This is a genomic window from Proteiniclasticum sediminis, from assembly GCF_018128025.1.
GTDB lineage: Bacteria > Bacillota > Clostridia > Clostridiales > Clostridiaceae > Proteiniclasticum > Proteiniclasticum sediminis.
The window spans coordinates 1-22231 of the sequence record NZ_JAGSCS010000025.1; the positions used below are offsets into that span (position 1 = coordinate 1).

A 22231-nucleotide genomic window follows, 5' to 3' on the forward strand; every position below is an offset into this window, starting at 1 on the left:
CGAAGTGGTATACTTCGTGGCAGAAACTGGTACCTTTTTAGTGTCCAAAATTGGTATACTTTATTTTACTATTTACAATAGTTAAGTGTTCAACTCTGAATCTCCTCTTTTACCGACTAATTCTCTTTATAGAAAATAATTAGGTTAAATATAACAACCAAAAATACCTTTATCGTAATCTGGTTCAGGAATACATTCCAACAATAGACTTCAACATACTCACTCTGCAATAGATCAAATTGGATCATAATTTGCCTTTAACATTGTATAAGGGAATGAAATTATGATTCGATCCACAACATCATTTCAAAGACGCTCCTGTTAAACGTCGATGGCACTCTATGTTTTCTTTTCTGTGCTGGAAAGGGTAAGCAGCACAGAATACATTTCAATCTAGTGTAAATTTTATTTGACAACTTAAATCCATCGCAGTATATTTTAACTAAGTTAAAATAATTTAACTTAGTTAAAATTCTAGGTGGGATTAGTTTGAAGCAAACAAAAAAAGAACGTACGCAAAAAGACATTCTCATTGCAGCGAAATCCATCATTCTCGATAAAGGGCACGAATCGCTTACCGTTCGATCTTTAGCTGAAGTGACCGGTTATTCTTATACGAGTCTTTACTATTATTTTAAAGACATGAACACGCTCCTCTGGATCTTGCGTCTTGAAATGATTGAGGACATGATCTCTGCCCTGTCTTCGATTTCCATGACTAAAAAAGACCCCGTGGAAGAGCTCCAGGAATCTTTTCTCTCTTATACCGACTATTTTTTCGAACATCCAAACATCTTTCGTTTCTTTTACTTTATCCCCTTTGTGGAACCCGAAGGAGATGCCCGCTATCAAAATCTTGAGAAGCGATTCTATGGCATGTGGCAAAACTCCTTCATCCGGCTTGTACAGGATGGCACCGTACAGCCCGATGATATCCCCATCATTGCCAAGACAATCATTTATTCTATCCAAGGAATGATCATGCTCAGCTTTTCTTCCAATGGTTCCATGAACATGGCTACCATCAAAGATGAACTGACAAAACTGATTCACTTCCTGATCCACCGAAAATAATTGATGAAGGAGAAAATTCCAGATGAATCAGGATCTCAAGGTCAACTTTAGTCCAGTGTATCGCATTGCTCAGTACTTGTCGTTAATCATGCTGATTCTGATCCCTTTACAGATTGCAGTTTTTATCATTTCGCCGCCACCTGCAACCGTAAAAGGTTTCTTCGAGCTGTTTCAGCAAAGTCCCTTTTTAGGACTGCTGAGCCTGGATTTTCTATACTTATTCAACAACGCGATCATTGCTGTAATCTACTTAGCCCTTTTTATTCTCCTCTATAACGAGAAGCCTGTTTCCGTCATCCTGGCATTCATGCTGGGACTGATTGGCATTGCCTGCTATTATCCTTCAAACCCCGCATTTGAAATGATGACACTGAGTCATCAGTTTACTCAGGCTCTTCCAGAACTAAAGTCGATCTATTTGGCTGCTGGTGAAGCCGTTATGGCCAGCTACACCGGTACGACTTTCAACGCTTACTATGTCCTGAGCACCTTATGTTTACTACTGTTTTCATACGCTATTCTGAAAAGCCGTCATTTTCATAAGTCTGTGGGGTTATGGGGATTGGCTTCCGGCTTTTTTATGATTGTGCCCTCTTCAGCAGGAAAGTTAGGTATGGTATTTTCCCTGTTATCCCTTGTTCCCTGGGTAATATTCGTCATACTCCTCATTAGTAAATTCAAGAAGCTAGCACTGAACCATCCAGAGTAAGATGTATCCCATAATGTTAAAGACGCCTTTTAAAGCCCAAAACCTACTAAGCTTGCCTGTCCAAGGTACCATTCCTCAATATTCTTGGCAAATTATGGTTTGACCAGCAGTTCGGATTATTAGTACCACTAGACAATATTGACTGTATTTTTATTTTCTATCATTCTCAGAAAAAAGGTCATGAAGATGCTGATGACATCCTAGTCATCTACATCCTCAAGACCTTTTTTTCTTTATTGAATTGAATATGGATGAAAAAAAATCACCCTTCCTCCGCATAGAGATAATAAAACCTTCCGCCTAACCATTTTCGGCGGTATTTGCATTGATCCCTTGGTCCGCTATATAACATTAGACTTAAGTCAAAGGGCTTATAAATGACCGTGACATTCCCCTTCGTCCCAAGATTACAGATCTTTTGATACATATCCTCATCTTCTGGATGCCAATGTATGAGATTCCTTGGAGGAAATTTTCCCGATATTCTATCAACACCAAGATATTCCCGTTCAATCGTTACCTGATACTGTTCTGATAATTTCCAGAAGATGCAAGAGCTGCCAACTATCTCAAAGGATCCTCCGAGTTTCGAGTTTGACTTCATTTGATTGTACAAATGGCGGATAAAAACCTCATCATCCTGGCTTCCCATAAAATTTAAAGAGCTTTGCATTCCCTGAGGAAAGAATTCTAAAACAAAATGCTGCTCTTCTATCCCTGTGTCTGGATGCGAATGCGCAAAGCTGATCCTGGATTCGCCGATGTCTAGTTCGAAACTCTCCTCACACGCTCCAAATGCAATGTACTGTGCAGAAATATATTCGACATGATTCCTATCGACCTCAATGGGTAAGGTTTCAAAGGGCTTTTCAATATCTATCCCGTGGGAATCAAGCCACTTGGCTGTCTCTGGAAATGCAGACTTCGCTTTCTGGTAGAAATTCATGCAATAGTCACAAGAGCAAAGGTCCTCCTTTTTAAGAAACTGATAATACTGCCTTGTTTTCTGAACATCGATTTCCATATCCCACTCCACAAACGCTTCATTCAGTCAATGAAGCCCTATTATTTCAGTCCAGCGCAGCAAACTTCTACTACGAGTATAGATAATATGGGTAACCCAACTTTCACCGTTTGATTTACCCCGATTCACAAGGACCATTAGCTACAAATGTATTCAATACTTCTTGATGATTTCATTCTCTAGTACGCGCGAGTTTCACATACACTCTCGCAATTATTGAGAATCTCTGCTTTCAAACTATTCCTGAACTCAAAGACGCGATGACTTTATTTGGTAAATTGCTCTTAGGGGCTCATGAGGATCAAATATTGCCGCTTACTAGCACACTTGTTTTTTTGCTGATAACATTTGTCGTTCAGAGAGATTAGGAATGATCTTTCCCTGTTTGTATAGGAGATACTGCCGATCAGCTTAAATTTTCTTCCTGCATCTTTCTTTTTTTGTCACCGATCGTGCACAGAGTAAAAAGCAAAACCGACAAGATCCCAAGAGAAAACGCAAGAGTTTCGTTGAGTTTAAAAATGAAATTATGGGTGATAATCGTTGCTATCAAGAGGAATACCGAAATGGTTCTCCCGATGATAACTTCTTTTTCTTCATACGGTCACCTCCTTAGTCAAATACCCCGATGCTTCTTTTACTACTGCATCACTATACTTCTTAATGTGTTTGGAAAAGGTTCATTTATCCGTGCAAATTTCCTGTAAATTCAGCGAGCGTTTTGACTTCACAGCCCTTGCTTGCGTAATAGGCGAGCATTTCATCCATCTTTTTCAGGTCATAGCTGGTGACACAGTCTGAAATGACATGCACAAGATAACCAGCCTTGGTCATGTTGAAGCAGGTGGATTTCACGCAAGCAGTGGCATCCGCCCCAGTAACATAAAACTCGTTTATGCCATTTACCTCGATAAAAGAGGCAAATTCTTCACTAGTCAGAGCGTTGCCCTTAGTTTTTAGGTAGATATTTTCCGATACGATTTTCATCTCAGGAACAAGCTCTGCTCCTTTTGTATCCGGCTTAAAGGTCCGTGTACCTGCAGAGAGATTGTGGTGCTTGATATAGACCACGTGCATTCCATGACTCATAGCCCAATCAATGGCGGTGTTAATGTTATCGATGATTCCCTTATAGTGTTTCGTGATGTCGTTCTGAATATCGATAATAACAATGGCTTTCGTATCCATATCATTTCTCTCCTCATGTGTTGATCAAAAATGCCTCGCTGGCAAATACTCTGCAACTTCAACCTATGTACGAGACATCAACTCGGTCAGCCTGTTGAATTAACAAGTCACCACCAATGCAGATTCTGGGAAATGTGTCAAAGACAGTCTTTCCATAATTGGTAGCAAGTCAAACTTCATGCTTCTTAATCAAATGGCTACGGTATGTACAATATTCCCATGCTCTTTGACAAGGCGAATTAGATCTTGCGTTTTCATCCACACTGTAGCGGTATTGTCATTTGGATGGCAGCCAACTAGTCCCGGTTCGTTCAGGAAACTGTCATCCAGGTAAAACTCACCGTCAGCTCATCATCGTTCAAAAGACCCAGCGGTGTCACTGAACCGGGTGTTAGTTTCAGAATAGCAGGCAGGTCCTCCGCTGATGCAAAGGTCAGAGGTCTTGTACCGTTTGTCTTGCGGAACTCCTTCAGGTCAACCCGCTTATCCCCTTTGACGGTGATCAGATAATACTGTCGTTTTTTATCATCACATACAAAGAGGTTCTTGGCATCAGCTTCCGGATACGGCAGTTCCACATCAGACAGTTCTTCCATATTAAATACGGCTTTGTGTTCTGTTACCTCATACTGTATTCCTTGATCATCAAGGAATTTATAGGTTTCCAGCTTGTTCATACTTAGTCTCCTAGATACTCGAATCGCTTATAGGTTTTGCCGTCACGCTCAATAGTTTCATTCCACATGGAAGCAGGCCTGACCCAAATGCCACGCTCTCCGTAAAGTGCTTGATAAACGATCATCGGCTCCCGTGTTTCACTGTGCCTGGCGATGTAAAGAACCTGGTACTCATTCCCTTTGAAATGACGATAACGACCGATCTTTATTTCATCCATTGTTTTCTCCTTAAAATGAACCAGTTTTTTCAATTCTTGACATTAATACCACCGTCTCCACATGCCCTAAAAGACCACGATGAAGCCCACAATATCAGGAAGCAAATCCTTTGATTCATGGGCAACTGGAAACACATCGTTCTCCAACAGCTCAACACAGGGGTATTTACCGCTATGTCAGACTGAATGTTTTGCTGTGTTTCACACCACGCTTAATTCTTTAAATAATCTGCGACAAACTCATCCACACTAGGATAGTAATTAATCGCTATTCCTGCTGTTTCATAGACTTTCTCATATTCTTGTAAACATGCATCAAATAGACTAACGTTGTCCTCTAAACAATCTGGATTATACTCTTCCATGATATTGTATGTTCCTATGGCAACCTCATCGGAAATCTCAATCAACATATTTTGCAAACTGCACATATTCATAAAAGAGGCAAAAACATTATTTTGCTTAGCCGCTTCCTCTACCTTGTTTCTCCAATTTGAATACATTTCTTCATAAGTGCCCGCAAGACTTGCGGAAGGCTCTGCTTTATTTCTCTTTTGTTTCAAGTGCACTTCCGTATATAAAAGGAGACTCTTTAATAAAGCTCTTATCTCCAAAACATCTTTACTGGCAGCTACGCTCTTGATGTGATCGACAAAAAACTCCTCAATCGGCAAGGCCGCTAACTCTTCAAGCATGCTTTTTGTGCTGCGTTTAAAATAGCTTCCATGAAAAAGCATAATTGCATCCATAAGAGAATGAATCACCCCAAATGCATCCAGGCGTACCTGCCCTAACTCTTCATGCAAATAAGCATTAGCATAGGATACTTTAGCTTTGTCCACCAATTTGTTTACCCTTTGGAAGCGCTCCTCAGAGGCCAAAAAGAGTTTTGCCTGTTCTCGTAAATTACACAGTTCATCGTAGGCTTGCTGATTTTTAATGAACACAATCTTGGAATCAATCATTCTAGAAAGCTGGGCATGATGACATGCAGCATCATATCTAAGTCGATCCCAGTTCGTACAATATATGTCATAACCAACTTTACTATTCTGTAAGATAAAGCCCGTTCCCAGTTGCCATCCCTCATCATTCTGAATCAGTATGAGCAAATCTAAATCTGATTTTTCATACTCATCCCCTCTAGCAACCGAGCCATATATTCCGATAAGCGCCAAGGAATCAGGACATACTTTCTCCGCTTTTTCTATAACGGCATCAATTATTTTTTGATTAACACTATTCATAAATACACCGCCATCTTATGAATTGCATTCCTGCCATCAAATTCTGTGTCTTTGCTGAAATCATTAAGGTCACGCCTAGTTTTCGGTTAACAAATGCATTCCGACTGGAATTTTACAAAGGCCACGAAAATTTCGGATTAACCCACTGAGCATAATCTTGTCGTTACACCCTTACTACGTTTTCCACATGGCTCAAGTTGGCATTATTGATGTCAAGGTTGTCGGGAACAGGTCAACCATTTTTTGCCGGTTTCGAGGTTAGTGGGAACATATCGACACCACTGCTTCCACTTCTGACAGAATTCACTCTTCATCGAAATGGGTTAAGACGATTGATTGAATGTCTGTAGCATAAGAAACTAATCTGCACATGGTTTAATGGAAACATACCAGCAATATCAATCAAATCCTACGAAATGAAAAGTATATTGGGGATGCCCTTTTACAGAAAACATACACCACTGACTTCCTCACAAAGACTCGAGTAAAGAACCACGGCGTCGTCCCACAGTATTATGTGGAAAACAGCCATGAGGCCATTATCCCGCGTGAAATTTTCATGCAGGTCCAGGAGGAACTAATCAGAAGGCGCATCGTCCATACCAGCCCAAATGGTAAAAAGAGGACTTACAGCAGCAACCACTGCTTCTCTCAAATGATTGTTTGTGGCACCTGCGGGGAGGTTTTCCGAAGGGTCCACTGGAACAACCGAGGCAAGAAATCAGTTGTTTGGCGATGTGTCAGTCGATTAGAGAACACCGGCTTATTCTGCGAAGCTCGCACTGTTCAGGAGAGTAGCCTTGTTCAGATTCTTATAAAAGCCATTAATGAAACCTTAGGTGAGACGGACACCTTCCTATCCATTCTTGAAAACAATATCGTAACGGTGATCAACCAAGATAACAATCAAGCTCTAGCCGATATCGACAAAAGATTAGGAGAACTACAGGCTGAGCTTCTCAAACTGGCCAGCACCAAATCCGATTACGAGGATGTAGCGGATGAGATCCACTCATTGAGAGAACAGAAGCAAAAAGTTCAAGTAGACAGCGCTAGCAAGGATGAAATCAAGAAGCGGATCGTTGACATGAGCGCCTTCCTAAATCAGCAGCCCACATCCATTGCCAAATACGATGAGACTCTGGTAAGGAGGCTGATTGAAAAGGTCACTATCCACGAGGACAAATTCACTGTGGAATTTAAGTCTGGGCTGACAGTTGATATAGAAGAATAAAAACAGCGAGGCAATCTACAATTATATTGTAGGGTGCCTCTTTTTTTATTATTATTATTTTACATCATACAACATAAAAAACATCACAAAATAAATGAAAATCTTCCTATGTTGCAATGAAATTGCTGTCGCAAGCCAAATTTCAAGCATAGGAGGATGTCCAAATTAGAGTGTTTCGCAGATGAAGCAGGATATTAATAAATAGAGAAGCATATTTTCATCCAGGTAATCCAGTGAAATATGGAGCAGGTCTTCGATTTTTCGTAGCCGGTAGATCAAGGTGTTTCTATGAAGATGAAGCGTCCGGGCAGTCTCCGCTATATTTCTTCCGTTGATAAGATAGCATTTTAAATTATGAATGAGCGTGAGATCCTGCTCCATATGGCTTTGCCACAGGGATAAAACAGCTGGGTGGCAGAAGCCCGGCAAGGAGTTTTTTTCCTTAAGGACACCATATAAAACATGCGGAAAGGCTTCATCAAACCTTTGAATATGTTTTTGAGGCTCCAAAGGGTAAGATTTCATAAGCCTGCATTGTCCATATGCCATGGAAAGCTCCGTGAATCTAAAAAAACGGGTGCTTATATAGACCTTAAGGGAAAGCCGTTTTAGCAAATCCTCCAGTGCGGCGTATGATTTTTCATAATCAGGATCAAAATCCCGCCTGCGGCAAACCGCAACAATAGAATGTTCAAAATAGAGGACAACTCCATGAGGCAGAATATTTTTTATCTGATGAATATAGGCAGACTGACGGGTATCCGAGACGTCAGATTCCGGAAGGGAAAATTGATAAAGATACCAAATATCCTCATTCGTATAATTTCTGGCTTGGAGATAATAAGAGGTAGAAAGCTCATCTGCCGGATATCCCTGTAAAAGCCGTATAACATAATAGTTTTCTTCATCCTGCAAAAGAAAAGCCTGAATCTGGTGATTCATAGCAAGCTCTGTAAAATGAACGACTTCTAATAACAAAGCCTTTTGTGCTTCCGTAAAGGGACCGTTCATATCTGTCGTACCGAATGCTCCAAAGTTTTTTCCCTCAAAATAAAGCGGAGCGGTCAGAGAGTGATGGGATGGATCCTGACGAAAGACGCTGGAGATTAAGCGGTTTCCGCTGTGAATTTCCTGCATAATTCTCTGGTGTTCGTCAGGATATATGGATTCTGTCGGTGTAAAGCCGAAATTGATAACCTCGTCCCAGAGAGTTCCCTCGATTTTTCCCTGAAATTTCCCGGTATAATGCAGCAGCTTTCCGGTTGGATCAAAAAGGGCAATCGGGTTGCAAAGAAAGGTGGCCGCATAATCAAGCAGATCTGAAACATCTTTGTTTTCGATAATTATCTTTAGGCATTGCTCATACCAGGCATAGTACTTATCAAAAATATCCAGAAACTCACGGAATACCTTATGAAAAGGCTCGTCCGTATATAAGATGGCGGCATGCTCCATCCATGAAGGGTTTATCTGTCCCTCCTTTGATCCGGTTTTGGTACAGAAAATCAGGAACCGGGGCTTACGTATATCCCATTCCCTATCAAGGAAAGAGATCTCTTGTGTTAAATACAGAAAATCATTATCGATTATTTCCATGGAATCATCAAGCATGCGGGCATGCTGGAATAATTGATCTAAGCCCGTAGATTTATAAAAAATCCTGTATTTATCAGGAATCCAGTCAAGGATGACAGAAATGCTCATAGATTTCATTGCAAAAAACTCCTTTGGTTATTTTTGACGAAAAAAGACGGTATAAATGAATTATATAACTGAAGTCAGACGATGGCAACTGCTTTACTATAAATATATAGGAAACGCTGTTCAGGCGCCGACAGTTAGAGAGGAGATAATATAATTCAGACAAAAGGAGGGAGGCAATAAAAAGAGCTGAGGGAGCATCCTATAAAGGGGTATCGATTTTTTAATATTATAACTAATATAGTTGAAAGGATTATTTTTTATGAAAAAAAAATATTGTTAAATGGAGTAGACGGAAATTTTGGAAGCAGGTCAGCCCGTGTACTGCTGGAAAGATATCCTCATGAAGCTTTGATTTTTACGGCTCCAACAAAAAATGGTCTTGAAAAATACCAGGCAATGGGCATTGAAACCAGAATTGTCGATTTTAACAATGCGGAAAAACTGACGGAAGCATTTAAAGATGCGGATACAGTTATTCTGATCTCCATGCCATTCGTTGGACCGAAAAGAAGAGCGGCACATAAAATTGCAATTGATGCGGCTGTGGCGGCAGGTGTAAACAAACTGGTTTATACATCGATTGTAGGAGCCGGACATGAGGATATCAATGCTTACGAAGTAAACGATCATGTATGGACCGAAAGGTATATCAAAAAACAGCCCATCCATTATTTGATTCTTCGGGATTCCCAATATGCGGAAGCAATGGTCTCCACATTTGTGGAAGCAGTTGAAAATACAAACGGCATCATCCGCAATATCATGGGAGATGGGAAAATGGCATTTGTTTCGAGGGATGACTGTGCGCTTGCGGCGGCCTGTGCGGCAATATCTGATTGGGAAGACCGAATTGTTGATATAAATGGAGCCGAGCTTCTGACAATTGCACAGTACATGGCAATCGCCTCGGAGGTTACGGGTAAAAAGACGGAATATCAATATATCAACGATGATGAGATGTATGAGTTTTTTTGACTCCATCGGCGTTCCAAGGACAACGGAGGAAATGTGGGCGGACACGGCGAAGAACTTCCCATTTTGCTCAGATGGAATGGTGTCCTTTGGCAGGGCAATCCGTCTGAATCAAATGAGTACATTTACAGATGATTTTGAAAAGCTGACAGGGCAAACGCCCATCACGGTAAGAGAAATGTTTGAAGATATGGAAAATCATTTAATCGGAACAAGAACATCTACAGATAATTAAAAACAGTAGGAGGACGAAAAATGGCAGAAATGATGAATCCGGCGCTGGAAGGCGCCACCTTAATGTTCCCACAGGGATCTTTTATTACGGCATATGCTTATACGGGCGTGGAGGATGAGATCAAGGCATATCAGACCAGCGCATGGATTGGAACGGCGCTTATGACATCCCCCATTTATGATGTGTACGGACCGGATGCCGTTAAATTAATGGGACAGGTCTGTACAAATGATTTTACCACGCTGGGAATGAACGGCATACGCCATGCCGTAATGTGCAATGAGAAAGGTCAGATTCTGACAGACGGCGTTGTAATCCGTATCGGAGAAGATCGTTACAGAACCTACTGGCTTGATCCGGTGATCTCTTATTATGTCAATACATCAGATCTGGATGTGCATGGCGAAAACATGAGCGGAAAGGAATATTTTATCCAGATTGACGGTGAAAAGTCCTTAGAGATTCTGGAAAACGCATTCCAGGCCAATCTTCACGACATCAAATTCGGCAGGCATAGAATCCAGGAGGTAAACGGAAAACAGGTACGCATCATCCGGCTTGGCATGTCCGGCAACCTTGCTTATGAAATTCACGGAGATATGGCGGATTATGTGGAGATCTACAATCTGGTATGGGCGGCAGGTGAAAAGCTGGGAGCAAGAAAGCTTGGGCTCCAGGCTTATAACATGTTTAACCATACGGAGGCCGGATTCCCGAATATCAATCTTCACTATCCGCTTCCGTGGCTGGAAACCAGCGAGAAAATGACAGAATATATGCGCACAGTGCCTCAGTTATCCATGTTCAATCTCAATCGAAGGCTTCTCGGAAGTGTAGGGGATGATCTTCAGGCTCGCTTTGTTACTCCCTATGATGTGGGATGGGATTTCCTGATTAAATACAATCATGACTTCATTGGAAAAGAAGCCCTCCTTGAAATGTCGAAAAAGCCCCAAAAAAAATGCGTAACCCTGGAATGGAACGCCAAGGATGTGGCAGAAGTCTTTGCAACCATGCTCAGCCCTGGGGAGGAACCCTGCGAGGATATTACCAAACCATCCGCTCTTGAATACTATTTCTGTGTCAGAGAGTTTGGTTTTGAGTACCGGGCGGATAAGGTGCTGGCTGCAGATAAGGAGATCGGGATCACAAGCGGAAAAATCATCTCTTATACCTATAACAGCATGATTTCTCTGGCCTTTATTTCCGCAGAATATGCCAAAGAAGGGACGGAGCTTGAAATACTCTGGGGAACGCCGGGAACCCGCCAGATGAAGGTTCGCGCAAAGGTTGCCAGATTCCCGTATAATCAGGATTATATCCGTAATGAAAAGCGGGATGTTTCGGATATACCTGTTTTTGAAAGATGAAACCGGAGATGATTATATAGGGAAAATAAAATTTATGTGTTCCCCTGCAGAGTTTTCAAGCTTTGCAGGGGATCTGCTGTTTACGGGTTTATTCTTTTAACTTAATACGGCCGATTGTAAAATTAAATGCAACAAGTTAAAAAAGATTGAACCATAAGATGATTCCAGATATCATGGTAAGCGACCAAACACACCAGATATGAAAGGAAAGCAACTTATCGTTTCTAACTTAATATCGGATTTCATTAAATTCGTCATATGATCCCCCATTTACTCAATATTGTTTAATCTTTCAAGCCACTTCAAAATGCAGCCACTCTCAAAGAAATTTAACAATGCACCATCGCAAAACCGTTCTGCTCGTACAGCTCCAATCAAGAGAGCTATCACACATTTTGCGTCTAATTTTGACACATCAGCTGCTTGCATTGATTCTGTACTCCATTCAGTGTTGTTCTTTTCCAGCGTTTCACCATAACGGGTGTGTTCATACTCTGGATGTTCATCACAGAATTTATATAAATCCTCTTGGAAAGAATCCACCATTCTTGAATATCCCACAAATGGCATTTGAATAGGATGCTCTGGTGTTCCATCGTTTTCTTTATCAACAATCCACTCACCACTGTTATCCGACTGGATCATCGGTATGTACTTTGTTAAAAAGCCAAATTTATTCATCGTCGTCCTCCTCAGTTTCGTCAATGCCAAATAACATTTGAAACTTATCGAAGTTATACGGGTATGAGTTATCACCGTCAAACCTTACCGGCTTGTGTCCATTATTATATTCAAATTCCAACTCCCACTGCGTGCCATCACACACTGTGTACCCAAAGCGCCGAGTTGAATATCTTCTGCGCCATTCACCAATGTGAAGGTCAGTCAGAGCAGCTATGTAAGTTTCCTTTTTAAAAGGCTCATTATTTTCATCCAGTAAAACAAGTGGTTCTTCGTCATCCCATAATTTTGTATAGGCTTTAAACTCATCTGACAGTTCTACTACATAGCTACGGTAACCACCAAAGAATCCACCAATGCTAAAAGTAATCTTGCTGATGAAGTCCATCTTTGAATCAAAGTCAGTAGCCTTTTCTTCTGATTTTGATAAAGTATAAGTTCCACCAGCCTCAGCATAGGCTTGCTTGGCTCTTTCTAAATACTCTCGAGTCCAGTGAAGGCGCGTATCTTCACTCGGATGCACAATTTCATCTTGGCCATATTCGGGGCTTTCCATCGTATTTTTAAGTCGGCCTATTTCTTGCTTAAGACCACGAATTGCGCTCATAATCTGCGCTTCAGTTTTTCCTTTGAGATATTCTTCGTAGTAGCCTTCCGGGCTAATCATCATATTAGGCCGCCTCCCTTACTCGCTCCCTGTTTTTATCTCCTTGCCATCAGGCAGAATGAAAGTCTGTTCAAACTTAACCTCCATCACCTCTGCTATGGCCTTAAGTTCTTCTAGGGTAATCGTTTCACGCTTCAGCTTCTTCCCGAAGTTCTGTGGCGACTGACCTAACCGTCTAGCCAATTCGGAGACACTGATATTCATTTGTTCACATAGCTGTCGTATCATGTCCGAGGTTTTCATAATAGTCCCTCCATGCCTTAATAGAAACATTATAAACCATTTGGTTTCAAATAACAATTTGATGTTTACAAACAGAAAAAACCCGCAACTCAATAAAAAGAGCTGCGGGTAAAATTGTATTACTGATCACTCGTCTATTTGGATTTCAATTCCAGACTTAAACTCGACTATAAAATGGTTATCATGGACCGTGATCTTTTCTAAGAGTGTCCTTACATAATGCTCGTTGTATTCGGTAAGCTCGCAAGTCAAGGCTTCAAGGAAAGTTATCAACTCATCAATTCGTGTCCTTCGGTCCTGATGAGATGCTTCCTCAGCCTGGATAGCCTGCTTCTCGTTGCGCAGTTTTCTAATCTCCATACCAAGTTCATCACCTGAGTTCTTCATATCGGCGGTTGCCAAAAGCTCTTGCTGGAGCGACTTTATCTGTTCATCAACCACTGCAATTCGTTCGGAAATATTTTCTTCCAGGCTACTTTCAATGTCACAGGTCGAGAACCTCGGTCGGGATGAAATGAAAAAACGTATCACCGACATGAGCGCATTTCTTAAGGAGCAGCCAATTGCCCTGGTCCAATATGACGAATCCTTGGTTCGGCGGCTGATTGAAAAAGTTACCGTTTACGAGGACAAATTCACCGTGGAATTCAAGTCCGGCATGACGGTGGATGTGGAGGAATAACCAAAAAACAAAACCCTGTCAGCCGTTAAGCTGTCAGGGTTTATTCTGTTTATTAAACCGCCAAATTGTCAGCATACTACTCTGGGTGCATTAAGACTCATAAGAACCCGCTCATGACTAAGAAACATGAAGAGCTGCAGTTAACCATGAATAGCGACTTTTATCGTCCACTGAAATACTAATAAAGTCAGACTACATGATATTCCTTCAGTAGTTTTTCAATATCGGTACCGTTGGCTTTTTTGAGGATTGCTTTAAGTGCTAATTTCTCAATCAAGCCCTGGTCCATATCTGTAATTGTTTTGCCGTCGCGCAGCTGTACGGTCGCTTTCAGCAAGTCACGGATATCATAGGTGCTGCCCCAGACCTCTGGCACGCCGCGATCAATATTAAGCAGGGTATAGACCGATTCCATACCGGTTCGGACGGAATATTCCGTCGTAAAAATCGTGTCCCGCGCCGTTTCGGCAAACTGCCCGAGGAACGCAAAATTTACGCTGCCCTGAGGTACAACAGCGGGACGATCACCATCACGGCGGGGCATGAAAAAGGCGGTAATATAAGGCATCATACAGGGAATGGTATTAGCGCTGTGTTCTGCCAACCCCTCGATCTCGCTCTCTGGCACACCCATGTGATATAGCCATTCCATGCAGATCTCCTTGCCGGTGCACTCGCGCATGGGCTTCTTCACATAATTTCCGGGCTTGTCGCTGAACAGCCCATAAATCCATCCAACCAGTTGACCCTTCGGCTGGCTGCGGAACTGCGGCTGACGGTTGAATGTCCAACTGAGCAGCCAATTGGAATCCCGGACGGTCACGATGCCGCCGGTGACCACCTTGCCGCTTAAGGGATCACGCTTGCAGATTTTTTGGATATATGGGGGAATACGGTCATCCAGCGTAGTCACAGTCGCTGACATCCAATTGCTTTGCTCAGGGTCGTAGCAGAATTTATCCGGGTGTCCAAAGGACGGGTCTTGCACCGCGATTTTGCGCCACATATCCCATCCGCCGCCTTCTTTGATTTCGGCCATGAAGGGTGCGGCTTGGTTCTGACTACCAAGAGTCGAGTTTTCAACGCAACCGCCATTAGTGATAAAGATCAGGTCGTTTTCGGTCAGGTCGATGTTTTCCTCGTTGCCGTCCCGAATGACCTCAATCCGCCTTGCGACCTTTTTCTCCTTTTGAATGTCGAACTCCACGTTAATAACCTTGGTGTCGTAATGGAACTGGACGTCAAAGGACTCCAGATATTTTATCATCGGCAGGATCATGGACTCATACTGATTGTACTTTGTAAAGCGGAGCGCCTTGAAATCCGGCAGGCCGCCCACATGATGGATGAACCGCTTAATATAAAGCTTCATCTCCAGCGCGCTGTGCCAATTCTCAAAAGCAAACATAGTGCGCCAGTACAGCCAGAAATTTGAATTCAGAACATCATCGTCAAAAACCTCATTGATCCGCTTATCATACAATTCCTCATCCGGCGTAAAAAAGAGCTTCATGATCTCCATAGCACCCTTGTCAGAAAGGCCGAATTTGCCGTCAGTGTGGGCATCTTCACCGCGCTTGACCGTCGCTCGCATCAAAGAGTAGTTCGGGTCATGCTTGTTGAGCCAATAGTATTCATCAAGCACGCTAACACCCTCGGTTTCTATAGACGGTATAGAACGAAACAGATCCCACATACACTCAAAGTGGTTGTCCATTTCACGACCACCTCGCATTACATACCCTAAGTTATCATACTGGTAGCCATCGCACGCACCACCTGGGATCGGGTCTTTTTCAAGAATATGAACCCTTTTTCCGCTCATTTGTCCATCACGGACAAGGAAGCATGCCGCCGAGAGAGCAGCCAGACCGGAACCAACAATATAGGCGGATTTACGTTCAACCCCTTCGGGTTTTTCAGGATGTGCAAATGCTTCATAATTTCCGTTTGAATAATACATAACCAAACCTCCATTTGTCTTTTTGTTTAAGCTTCTTATATTAGTAAGTTTAGTCTTTACCACAGAAATTACTATAGGCAATAAAAACACCATGATAAAAATTATATCATGGTGTTCAGAATGTAAAGTTTTTTATCAACTTAGAGAATTTGATATGTTTTATCGATCCGGTATTTGTTCAGGGCTCTTGTAATATCTCCCTCAATCAGGATGCTTAGCCGGTCGATGATTTGCTGTGGGTCTTTTTTCATCCCATTTCTAATCCAGTCCAGCATTAGACCGACAAACGCGAATTTGAAAAAATCGGCAATGAATTCTTTATCCTCGTCCCGGACCTGCATCCCAACAGCTTTTTCTTCAATCACCCCAATCAACAAATTATGGGTAAGCGAATACAGGTAAGTTTCGACCTGTTCTTGATTGACAGACTTATATACATTCTGAACAAACGGCTTATTATCCAAAACTGCTTGAAAAATCTGCTGAAATCCTTGTTGCCAGGTGTCGTATGTTTTCTTTCCGTCGAGCGCTCTTGCGGCATCTTCCACGCAGGACCACTCGACCAAATCGTAGATATCCTTAAAATGATAATAAAATGTCATACGATTGATTCCACAGTCTTCCGTAATATCCGAGATTGTTATTTTGTTAACCGGCTTTTTTAACAGCATTTTTTTCAATGATTCTTCTAATGCTCTCTTAGTTATTTGTGACATACAATACCTCCTTCAAAGTGGTCGAAGTCCAAGCAGACCACATTTAATTTTAATTACATTCGAGTACCCATAACACTTTCTATTATACAGTTTAGAGCTGCCGTCGCAGCCTTCTAACCACACAACCTCGGATTTTTCAAAAAACATCTAAATCGACCACTCGCAAACACATGTTATCTAAATCGACCACTCGTCAGACCCTGCCATCTAAATCGCTCTGTCGCTTTCAAAATCATGCCTTTGGACTTGTTCCCACGGAGCGAAATTTTCACGATTTTTGCACAGATGATTTTCACTCTCAAAACTCAAAAAGCCCTTATTTCAAGCCTTTTTCACACACTCACTTATCTACTGTGACATTATAAAATATAATGACGCAAATTTTTAATTATTGACGCAAACTGTAATTAATGACACAAACCGCGTAAACCTTTAGCGGCAACGGTTTCCTAGACTATTTTACTTTCTCTTTTAAAAATCCGTTTTTTGGATTGTGTCATTATCTATTAATATTCCGTGTCATTATTTATTACAAAGCAACATCTACCCTCAACATCAATACTACCGTCTCCACGTGCTTGGAGTTGAATTGATAGCTATCAAATCCATTGTTCCAAGTCCCCTTTTTATCAAGGGTCGTTTTGGGGAACATATCCAAGATTAACTGTCGTTTGTGGGAACATATCCTAATAGTTTACACTTGATCAATACTATTAATTAGAGATATTATGAAATACATTCTTCTATTTCTATTTCACCTCCAAATCAATCTAATTCCCCACTGCAAATTAGGATTTTTTTTAAAAAAATATTGACATATCGAATTTTATATGATATATAATAATTAGCACTCAATAAGCCAGAGTGCTAATAAAAATAAATTGAAAAGGAGTTGTTATTTATGGCTGGATTAGTACCTTTCAACAGAAAGAACAAAGAAATCTCTACAACCACTGGCTTTGAGGACTTCTACAACGTACTTGATGACTTTTTTTCCAATGATTGGCCATTTAGAAGATCCCTCACGCATGACACTTTCAAAGTTGATGTCGAAGATAATGGCAATGAATACCTTGTTGAGGCTGAAGTGCCAGGTATAGACAAAAAAGACATCAATGTTGAACTTAACGACGGAAAACTTATGATTTCTATTACAATGGATGAACGTAATGAATCTAAGAAAAAGAATTTCATCCATAGAGAGAGACGTTACAGTTCTATGAGTCGTTCAATTTATTTGGAAGATGCCAAGTCAGATGGTATTAAGGCAAAACTTGAAAATGGCTTACTTAAAGTCTTAATTCCTAAAGAAGAAAAGCCAAACAATAGCATTACGATTGATGTTGAATAATGCAAACTTAAAGCACAGTGGGTCAATTACCCCTGTGCTTTAGTTTTTTGTTCTTGTTTATGTTTGTCTTGTTAATTGCTTTTAATTCAATTAGTATTTCTTTATGCAATTTTGATGTTATATTAGGAAAAGCAATAAAAATTCTTTTCACTACCTCTTTACTCTGTTTTGATATATCATTAAAATTTTGGTTAAGTTCATCGATTTTAGTTGCTAATATCCTTATCTGAGACTCTTCTTCCGAAGATTGCATAGATTTTGATTTTAGTGAAAGTTTCTCTGACATCTTCTCCTTGATTTCATCTGCAATCATATGAAGCTTTGATAAGTTGGTATTCAATTTTAAAGTTTTTAGAGTGGATATTATATTATCAGTCAGAAATATGGATAGTAATAGTAAACTTAATGTGTAACGCATATTTAATGGCAGATTGTTAATCATATTAAGCAGAATGGGATTAAGAAAATATATCGTGATTAATGACAACACCCCAAAAATTAATGAATTATGCAATACAACTCTTCCATGAATATTGAACTTATATTTTGAATAATCCCACCATTTTAAATGATATACGCGTTCTAGTAAATAACCCGTAACATATTCCAAAAGACTAGTTATAATAACCGCAAGAAAATAAACTATTATGGGATTTTCCGAAAAAGGTGTCAAAACATTTATGACTACAAGCGCTCCAATACCATAAATCGGACAATATGGGCCTGTTAAAAATCCTCTGTTTACTAACTTTTTCTCTGGGACTGAACAGTATATCACCTCACTCACCCAGCCAATAAAGCTATATGCCAAAAATAAAAGAAATTCATCCACCAAGTAATGCATATACAAATTATCACCTCAAAAAGTAAAACTACTTTAGCTTATCTCAATGAATGGAATTTTGCCTACAATCACCTTTATCAAGATAATTGTAGGCAAGTATTGATTACTCGCTTCGTAATGCTTCAACAGCATCCTTTTGAGAAGCCATTCTTGCTGGAATATGCCCACCCAATACAGTAAGAATAGTACTAATAACAACTAGAGCTACCGCATATTGTATCTGTAAGTTTGCAACTCCAATAAGCCCAGTCCAATTAAATAGCAGCGTATTAATTGGAAATGTTGCCAACCAAGCAATGACTACACCTAAGACTCCTGAAAAAACCCCTAAAATAAATGTTTCTGCATCAAATACTCGTGTAATGTCTTTCTTTCGTGCACCTAAGGCTCGAAGCACTCCGATCTCTTTTGTTCGTTCCAACACAGAAGTATAGGTTATAATACCAATCATAATTAGGCTGACTACAAGGGATATAGCAGCAAAAGCAATCAAAACAAGAGTTATTGCATCCATGATTCCACCCGTCAGCTCTGTCATTCTGCCAGCTAAATCATTATAAAAGACTTGATACTCAATATCTTTGCCTTCATTATATGCTTCTAGATAATCAATAACCGCGTCCTTGCTCTCAAAATCATTCGGGTAAATCATCACCATAAACGGTGCCGCATTTCCACCAAGATATGATAAAAAATTATTCTTTGTTTCTTCATCCATATCTTCCATACTCATAACATTTTTATCACTCTGCTGTTGTGCTTTTACAATCTCCGAATTTGATGCATCATCAATAATCATTTGGGAAAGTGCATCACTATGCGCAATTCCTGTTCCAAGAATCCCAATGCGAACATCCTGCTTTTGGCGTACCACACCTACGATTTTTACAGGTATGCTATTTTCTGAATCATACATTGCTTCATAGTCCTGTCCCGGAACATAATTACCCATATCTGTTTTTATATAGTAGTCATTATTTGAAACTATTTTAAATTCGGTACCTATTATGTTTGAGAATTCTATACTTGTGACATTCTCTGTCTCAAATCCTAATGCTTTCAGCTTGTTATAATCTATTCTATTTTTTGAATCTACCACCAGAACAATTTCCGTTGGATCTGTTGGATAATCTCCTGCAAGCAAATCATAGTTTTTTACTAGATAAGACTCCTCATCTTCTCGTAATCTTTCTGGATAAGAAGATAAACCAATTTCATCCATACTGGCAATATTAGCCATACTTGACATATTCGAAAGATTCATTCCCTGACCCATAGAAGTCATAATATTACTTATTGATACTGGTGTAACAGTATTGTCTATCTCTCGCAGCATATTCATTTGCACAATTCTTGTGTATCCAATGCTGTTGCTAATTTCTGGATCAATATTATTTAGATACTCCAAATATTCATCTGTTATTATATTTTTATGAGCAATGGTTGTTTCTGCAGAGTCGTACAGATATACTTCTTTCGAATCCGCGTATTCCTCAGTACCCATCATTTTGTCTTTGATTCTATCTTGCATGCTTGATATATTTTCAGCGTTCAATTCCATTGCTGTTTGAGATATTATAATTGGAAACTCAGACATAGCATCACTTTGGAAGGTATCGATCTGCTGTTGAAATCCTGTTGATAAACTGAGAATAACAGCAATACCTATTATACCAATACTAGAAGCTAACGCTGTTAAAAAGGTTCTTCCCTTTTTAGTTCTTAAATTATTAAATGAAAGTTTTAACGCTGCCAAAAAATTCATGCTGGTTTTTTTTAGAATAAAGCTGTCCGGCTTTGGTCTTTCCTGGTGAGGATGACTATCTGAAATGATTTTCCCATCCTGAAAACGAATAATTCTATCTGAGTATTTTTCTGCGATTTCTGGATTATGGGTAACCATGATAACCAGACGATCCTTTGCAACCCTTTTAATCAAGTCCATGATTTGCACGCTTGTAGTAGTATCTAATGCACCGGTCGGCTCATCGCACAATAAAATTTCCGGATCATTTGCCAATGCACGGGCTATGGCAACGCGCTGCATCTGCCCGCCAGATAACTGATTTGGCTTTTTGTGCAGATGATCTTTCAGTCCAACCTGCTCCAATACTTCAAGTGCTCTTCTATGTTTTTCTTCAGAAGAAACACCACTGAGAGTCATACCAAGCTCAACATTTGCTATGATGCTCAAGTGAGAAATCAAATTATAATTTTGAAATACAAAGCCAATTGAATTGTTGCGATAAGCATCCCAATCCTGATCACTAAAATCAGATGTTTTCTTTCCTTTGATAGTCAATTCTCCAGAATCATAGTGATCTAGTCCACCAATTATGTTAAGACATGTCGTTTTTCCGGATCCGCTTGTTCCAAGAATTGCGACAAACTCCTTTTCTCGGAAAGCAACACTGATATCATCCAGCGCTTTTGTTTCGATACCACCAACATGATAAGTTTTCTTAATGTTTTTAAATTCAAGCATTCTTATAAAACCTTCCTTCTGTTATTCTCTATTCTTTATCTAAACTATTTCATGTGCGTTCTTGCCCCATAAAAACAATACAAAGCAACCCAGGCCCCGTATGACTTCCGATTATAGGCCCAAGATAATTTATTGATACATCCTTGACTTTGAGTTCTTCGATAATCATGTCTTTTAAATATTGGGCATCTTCAAAACAGTCTGCATGGCTAATATATACTGTTTCATCATTTATATTTATGCCAGTATTTTTAAACTCATCAAACAACTCGCTGATAGCTTTCTTTCTTCCCCTTACTTTCTTTACAGGAGTAAGTTTTCCCTCCTTGTCAACAATTAACAACGGTTTGATATTCATTATAGTTCCCAATGTTGCGCTCGTAGCGGAAAGCCTTCCACCACGTTTCAAATAATCAAGGCTATCAACAGTGAACCAATGGTTCACTTTCATTTTATTGCTTTCTATCCAAGTAAAAATTTCATTATTAGTTTTTCCAGCTTTGAGCATTTCAGTTGCTTTTTGAATTAAAAGACCCTGCCCGACACTAGCAGCTTTAGAATCAATTATTGTTATGTCAGCATCTGGGATATCTTGCAACACATTTTCCCTCGCTAATAGGGAATGATTGTATGATTCACTTAAAGCAGAAGAAAATCCAATGTATATTATTGAATAACCTTCAGTGACATATTTTCTAAAGTGCTCTTCGTAAGTATATGGAGATATCTGTGAAGTTGTCGAAATTCTACCCTTTCGCAATTCATCATAAAATTCTTTATAGCCGATTGACTTCCCAAAATTATCCACATAATCTTTGCCATTTAAATTAAAATGAAACGGTATAACTGGTATATTATTTTTTTCTAAAAACTCTTCCGGCAAATCACAATTGGAATCAGTAATGATTATAGTATTCATACTATTAATTTCCTCCTTCATTGACATA

Annotated in this window: 23 protein-coding genes; 8 read left to right on the plus strand and 15 right to left on the minus strand. The window is 40.0% G+C overall.

The window, feature by feature from the left end:
• Nucleotides 1-489 precede the first annotated feature (489 nt).
• Both KCG48_RS13275 and KCG48_RS13280 read left to right on the plus strand, forming a co-directional pair.
• Entirely contained in the window at nucleotides 490-1074 is a 585-nt protein-coding gene (locus KCG48_RS13275) for a TetR/AcrR family transcriptional regulator (RefSeq protein WP_211802689.1), read from the plus strand.
• 22 nt (nucleotides 1075-1096) lie between these two features.
• The gene (locus tag KCG48_RS13280) at nucleotides 1097-1783 is read left to right on the plus strand and encodes a hypothetical protein (protein ID WP_211802690.1); all 687 of its coding nucleotides are present in this window, start codon (nucleotides 1097-1099) and stop codon (nucleotides 1781-1783) included.
• Between the two features lie 262 nt (nucleotides 1784-2045).
• Here the strand turns inward: KCG48_RS13280 and KCG48_RS13285 are convergent, their stop codons facing one another.
• From KCG48_RS13285 to KCG48_RS13305, 5 genes are all read right to left on the minus strand, one after another.
• Nucleotides 2046-2807, minus strand: coding sequence for a hypothetical protein (locus KCG48_RS13285; protein ID WP_211802691.1), 762 nt, complete (start codon nucleotides 2805-2807; stop codon nucleotides 2046-2048).
• A 684-nt stretch (nucleotides 2808-3491) separates the two neighbouring features.
• Nucleotides 3492-3995, minus strand: coding sequence for a cysteine hydrolase family protein (locus tag KCG48_RS13290; RefSeq protein WP_211802692.1), 504 nt, complete (start codon nucleotides 3993-3995; stop codon nucleotides 3492-3494).
• Between the two features lie 311 nt (nucleotides 3996-4306).
• A complete protein-coding gene (locus KCG48_RS13295) occupies nucleotides 4307-4672 on the minus strand; it encodes a YbaK/EbsC family protein (RefSeq protein ID WP_230977139.1) in 366 nt (121 codons plus the stop codon).
• Between the two features lie 2 nt (nucleotides 4673-4674).
• Nucleotides 4675-4890, minus strand: a complete 216-nt coding sequence (locus KCG48_RS13300; RefSeq protein ID WP_211802693.1) for a DUF1653 domain-containing protein — start codon at nucleotides 4888-4890, stop codon at nucleotides 4675-4677.
• A 212-nt stretch (nucleotides 4891-5102) separates the two neighbouring features.
• The gene (locus KCG48_RS13305; protein ID WP_211802694.1) at nucleotides 5103-6137 is read right to left on the minus strand and encodes a nucleotidyltransferase domain-containing protein; all 1035 of its coding nucleotides are present in this window, start codon (nucleotides 6135-6137) and stop codon (nucleotides 5103-5105) included.
• 397 nt (nucleotides 6138-6534) lie between these two features.
• Between KCG48_RS13305 and KCG48_RS13310 the strand changes: the two genes are divergently transcribed.
• On the plus strand, nucleotides 6535-7371 hold the full coding sequence (locus tag KCG48_RS13310) for a recombinase zinc beta ribbon domain-containing protein (protein ID WP_211802703.1): 837 nt from the start codon (nucleotides 6535-6537) through the stop codon (nucleotides 7369-7371).
• Nucleotides 7372-7536: 165 nt separating this feature from the next.
• On the opposite strand, the gene KCG48_RS13315 is transcribed toward KCG48_RS13310, so the two are convergent.
• Nucleotides 7537-9084: a PucR family transcriptional regulator gene (locus tag KCG48_RS13315; RefSeq protein ID WP_211802695.1), complete on the minus strand. Its 1548-nt coding sequence runs from the start codon at nucleotides 9082-9084 to the stop codon at nucleotides 7537-7539.
• Between the two features lie 264 nt (nucleotides 9085-9348).
• On the opposite strand from KCG48_RS13315, the gene KCG48_RS13320 reads away from it, so the two are divergent.
• Genes KCG48_RS13320 through KCG48_RS13325 form a run of 3 tightly spaced genes read left to right on the plus strand, consistent with a single transcriptional unit; the run spans nucleotide 9349 to nucleotide 11652 of the window.
• Nucleotides 9349-10050 (plus strand): NmrA family NAD(P)-binding protein, encoded by a 702-nt coding sequence (locus tag KCG48_RS13320; protein WP_230977140.1) that lies wholly within the window; start codon nucleotides 9349-9351, stop codon nucleotides 10048-10050.
• The gene (locus tag KCG48_RS14820) at nucleotides 10037-10282 is read left to right on the plus strand and encodes a hypothetical protein (RefSeq protein ID WP_230977141.1); all 246 of its coding nucleotides are present in this window, start codon (nucleotides 10037-10039) and stop codon (nucleotides 10280-10282) included. Before KCG48_RS13320 ends, KCG48_RS14820 begins: the two co-directional genes overlap by 14 nt.
• A 20-nt stretch (nucleotides 10283-10302) precedes the next feature.
• Entirely contained in the window at nucleotides 10303-11652 is a 1350-nt protein-coding gene (locus tag KCG48_RS13325; protein ID WP_104803026.1) for an aminomethyltransferase family protein, read from the plus strand.
• A gap of 270 nt (nucleotides 11653-11922) precedes the next feature.
• Here KCG48_RS13325 and KCG48_RS13330 read toward each other — a convergent pair whose 3' ends face one another.
• The 4 genes from KCG48_RS13330 to KCG48_RS13345 form a co-directional block, all read right to left on the minus strand.
• Nucleotides 11923-12333 carry a DUF6508 domain-containing protein gene (locus tag KCG48_RS13330; RefSeq protein ID WP_211802696.1) on the minus strand — a complete coding sequence of 137 codons (411 nt, stop codon included), beginning with the start codon at nucleotides 12331-12333 and terminating at the stop codon, nucleotides 11923-11925.
• Nucleotides 12326-13003, minus strand: coding sequence for a hypothetical protein (locus KCG48_RS13335; RefSeq protein WP_211802697.1), 678 nt, complete (start codon nucleotides 13001-13003; stop codon nucleotides 12326-12328). The genes KCG48_RS13330 and KCG48_RS13335 overlap by 8 nt, the downstream gene beginning before the upstream one ends.
• A 15-nt stretch (nucleotides 13004-13018) precedes the next feature.
• The gene (locus KCG48_RS13340) at nucleotides 13019-13243 is read right to left on the minus strand and encodes a helix-turn-helix domain-containing protein (protein ID WP_211802698.1); all 225 of its coding nucleotides are present in this window, start codon (nucleotides 13241-13243) and stop codon (nucleotides 13019-13021) included.
• Nucleotides 13244-13369: 126 nt separating this feature from the next.
• Nucleotides 13370-13684 (minus strand): hypothetical protein, encoded by a 315-nt coding sequence (locus KCG48_RS13345; protein ID WP_211802699.1) that lies wholly within the window; start codon nucleotides 13682-13684, stop codon nucleotides 13370-13372.
• Between the two features lie 40 nt (nucleotides 13685-13724).
• Between KCG48_RS13345 and KCG48_RS13350 the strand changes: the two genes are divergently transcribed.
• Nucleotides 13725-13925, plus strand: coding sequence for a hypothetical protein (locus KCG48_RS13350; protein ID WP_230977142.1), 201 nt, complete (start codon nucleotides 13725-13727; stop codon nucleotides 13923-13925).
• A 187-nt stretch (nucleotides 13926-14112) separates the two neighbouring features.
• On the opposite strand, the gene KCG48_RS13355 is transcribed toward KCG48_RS13350, so the two are convergent.
• Nucleotides 14113-15888, minus strand: coding sequence for an oleate hydratase (locus KCG48_RS13355; RefSeq protein ID WP_211802700.1), 1776 nt, complete (start codon nucleotides 15886-15888; stop codon nucleotides 14113-14115).
• A 140-nt stretch (nucleotides 15889-16028) separates the two neighbouring features.
• Nucleotides 16029-16604: a TetR/AcrR family transcriptional regulator gene (locus KCG48_RS13360; RefSeq protein ID WP_211802701.1), complete on the minus strand. Its 576-nt coding sequence runs from the start codon at nucleotides 16602-16604 to the stop codon at nucleotides 16029-16031.
• Between the two features lie 901 nt (nucleotides 16605-17505).
• Here KCG48_RS13360 and KCG48_RS13365 point away from each other — a divergent pair.
• Entirely contained in the window at nucleotides 17506-17955 is a 450-nt protein-coding gene (locus KCG48_RS13365; RefSeq protein ID WP_023389009.1) for an Hsp20/alpha crystallin family protein, read from the plus strand.
• Nucleotides 17956-17977: 22 nt separating this feature from the next.
• Here KCG48_RS13365 and KCG48_RS13370 read toward each other — a convergent pair whose 3' ends face one another.
• From KCG48_RS13370 to KCG48_RS13380, 3 genes are all read right to left on the minus strand, one after another.
• Nucleotides 17978-18799 (minus strand): putative ABC transporter permease, encoded by an 822-nt coding sequence (locus KCG48_RS13370; protein WP_023389008.1) that lies wholly within the window; start codon nucleotides 18797-18799, stop codon nucleotides 17978-17980.
• A gap of 103 nt (nucleotides 18800-18902) precedes the next feature.
• Entirely contained in the window at nucleotides 18903-21284 is a 2382-nt protein-coding gene (locus tag KCG48_RS13375) for an ABC transporter ATP-binding protein/permease (RefSeq protein ID WP_023389007.1), read from the minus strand.
• Nucleotides 21285-21333: 49 nt separating this feature from the next.
• The gene (locus tag KCG48_RS13380) at nucleotides 21334-22203 is read right to left on the minus strand and encodes a DegV family protein (protein WP_023389006.1); all 870 of its coding nucleotides are present in this window, start codon (nucleotides 22201-22203) and stop codon (nucleotides 21334-21336) included.
• Nucleotides 22204-22231 lie beyond the last annotated feature (28 nt).

Bases quoted from the DNA above. Each gene is read 5' to 3' on its own strand.
- KCG48_RS13280 (WP_211802690.1), top strand. From the start codon at position 1,097: ATGAATCAGGATCTCAAGGTCAACTTTAGTCCAGTGTATCGCATTGCT.
- KCG48_RS13285 (WP_211802691.1), bottom strand. From the start codon at position 2,807: ATGGAAATCGATGTTCAGAAAACAAGGCAGTATTATCAGTTTCTTAAA.
- KCG48_RS13290 (WP_211802692.1), bottom strand. From the start codon at position 3,995: ATGGATACGAAAGCCATTGTTATTATCGATATTCAGAACGACATCACG.
- KCG48_RS13295 (WP_230977139.1), bottom strand. From the start codon at position 4,672: ATGAACAAGCTGGAAACCTATAAATTCCTTGATGATCAAGGAATACAG.
- KCG48_RS13300 (WP_211802693.1), bottom strand. From the start codon at position 4,890: ATGGATGAAATAAAGATCGGTCGTTATCGTCATTTCAAAGGGAATGAG.
- KCG48_RS13305 (WP_211802694.1), bottom strand. From the start codon at position 6,137: ATGAATAGTGTTAATCAAAAAATAATTGATGCCGTTATAGAAAAAGCG.
- KCG48_RS13315 (WP_211802695.1), bottom strand. From the start codon at position 9,084: ATGAAATCTATGAGCATTTCTGTCATCCTTGACTGGATTCCTGATAAA.
- KCG48_RS14820 (WP_230977141.1), top strand. From the start codon at position 10,037: ATGAGTTTTTTTGACTCCATCGGCGTTCCAAGGACAACGGAGGAAATG.
- KCG48_RS13325 (WP_104803026.1), top strand. From the start codon at position 10,303: ATGGCAGAAATGATGAATCCGGCGCTGGAAGGCGCCACCTTAATGTTC.
- KCG48_RS13330 (WP_211802696.1), bottom strand. From the start codon at position 12,333: ATGAATAAATTTGGCTTTTTAACAAAGTACATACCGATGATCCAGTCG.
- KCG48_RS13335 (WP_211802697.1), bottom strand. From the start codon at position 13,003: ATGATGATTAGCCCGGAAGGCTACTACGAAGAATATCTCAAAGGAAAA.
- KCG48_RS13340 (WP_211802698.1), bottom strand. From the start codon at position 13,243: ATGAAAACCTCGGACATGATACGACAGCTATGTGAACAAATGAATATC.
- KCG48_RS13350 (WP_230977142.1), top strand. From the start codon at position 13,725: ATGTCACAGGTCGAGAACCTCGGTCGGGATGAAATGAAAAAACGTATC.
- KCG48_RS13355 (WP_211802700.1), bottom strand. From the start codon at position 15,888: ATGTATTATTCAAACGGAAATTATGAAGCATTTGCACATCCTGAAAAA.
- KCG48_RS13360 (WP_211802701.1), bottom strand. From the start codon at position 16,604: ATGTCACAAATAACTAAGAGAGCATTAGAAGAATCATTGAAAAAAATG.
- KCG48_RS13365 (WP_023389009.1), top strand. From the start codon at position 17,506: ATGGCTGGATTAGTACCTTTCAACAGAAAGAACAAAGAAATCTCTACA.
- KCG48_RS13370 (WP_023389008.1), bottom strand. From the start codon at position 18,799: ATGCATTACTTGGTGGATGAATTTCTTTTATTTTTGGCATATAGCTTT.
- KCG48_RS13375 (WP_023389007.1), bottom strand. From the start codon at position 21,284: ATGCTTGAATTTAAAAACATTAAGAAAACTTATCATGTTGGTGGTATC.
- KCG48_RS13380 (WP_023389006.1), bottom strand. From the start codon at position 22,203: ATGAATACTATAATCATTACTGATTCCAATTGTGATTTGCCGGAAGAG.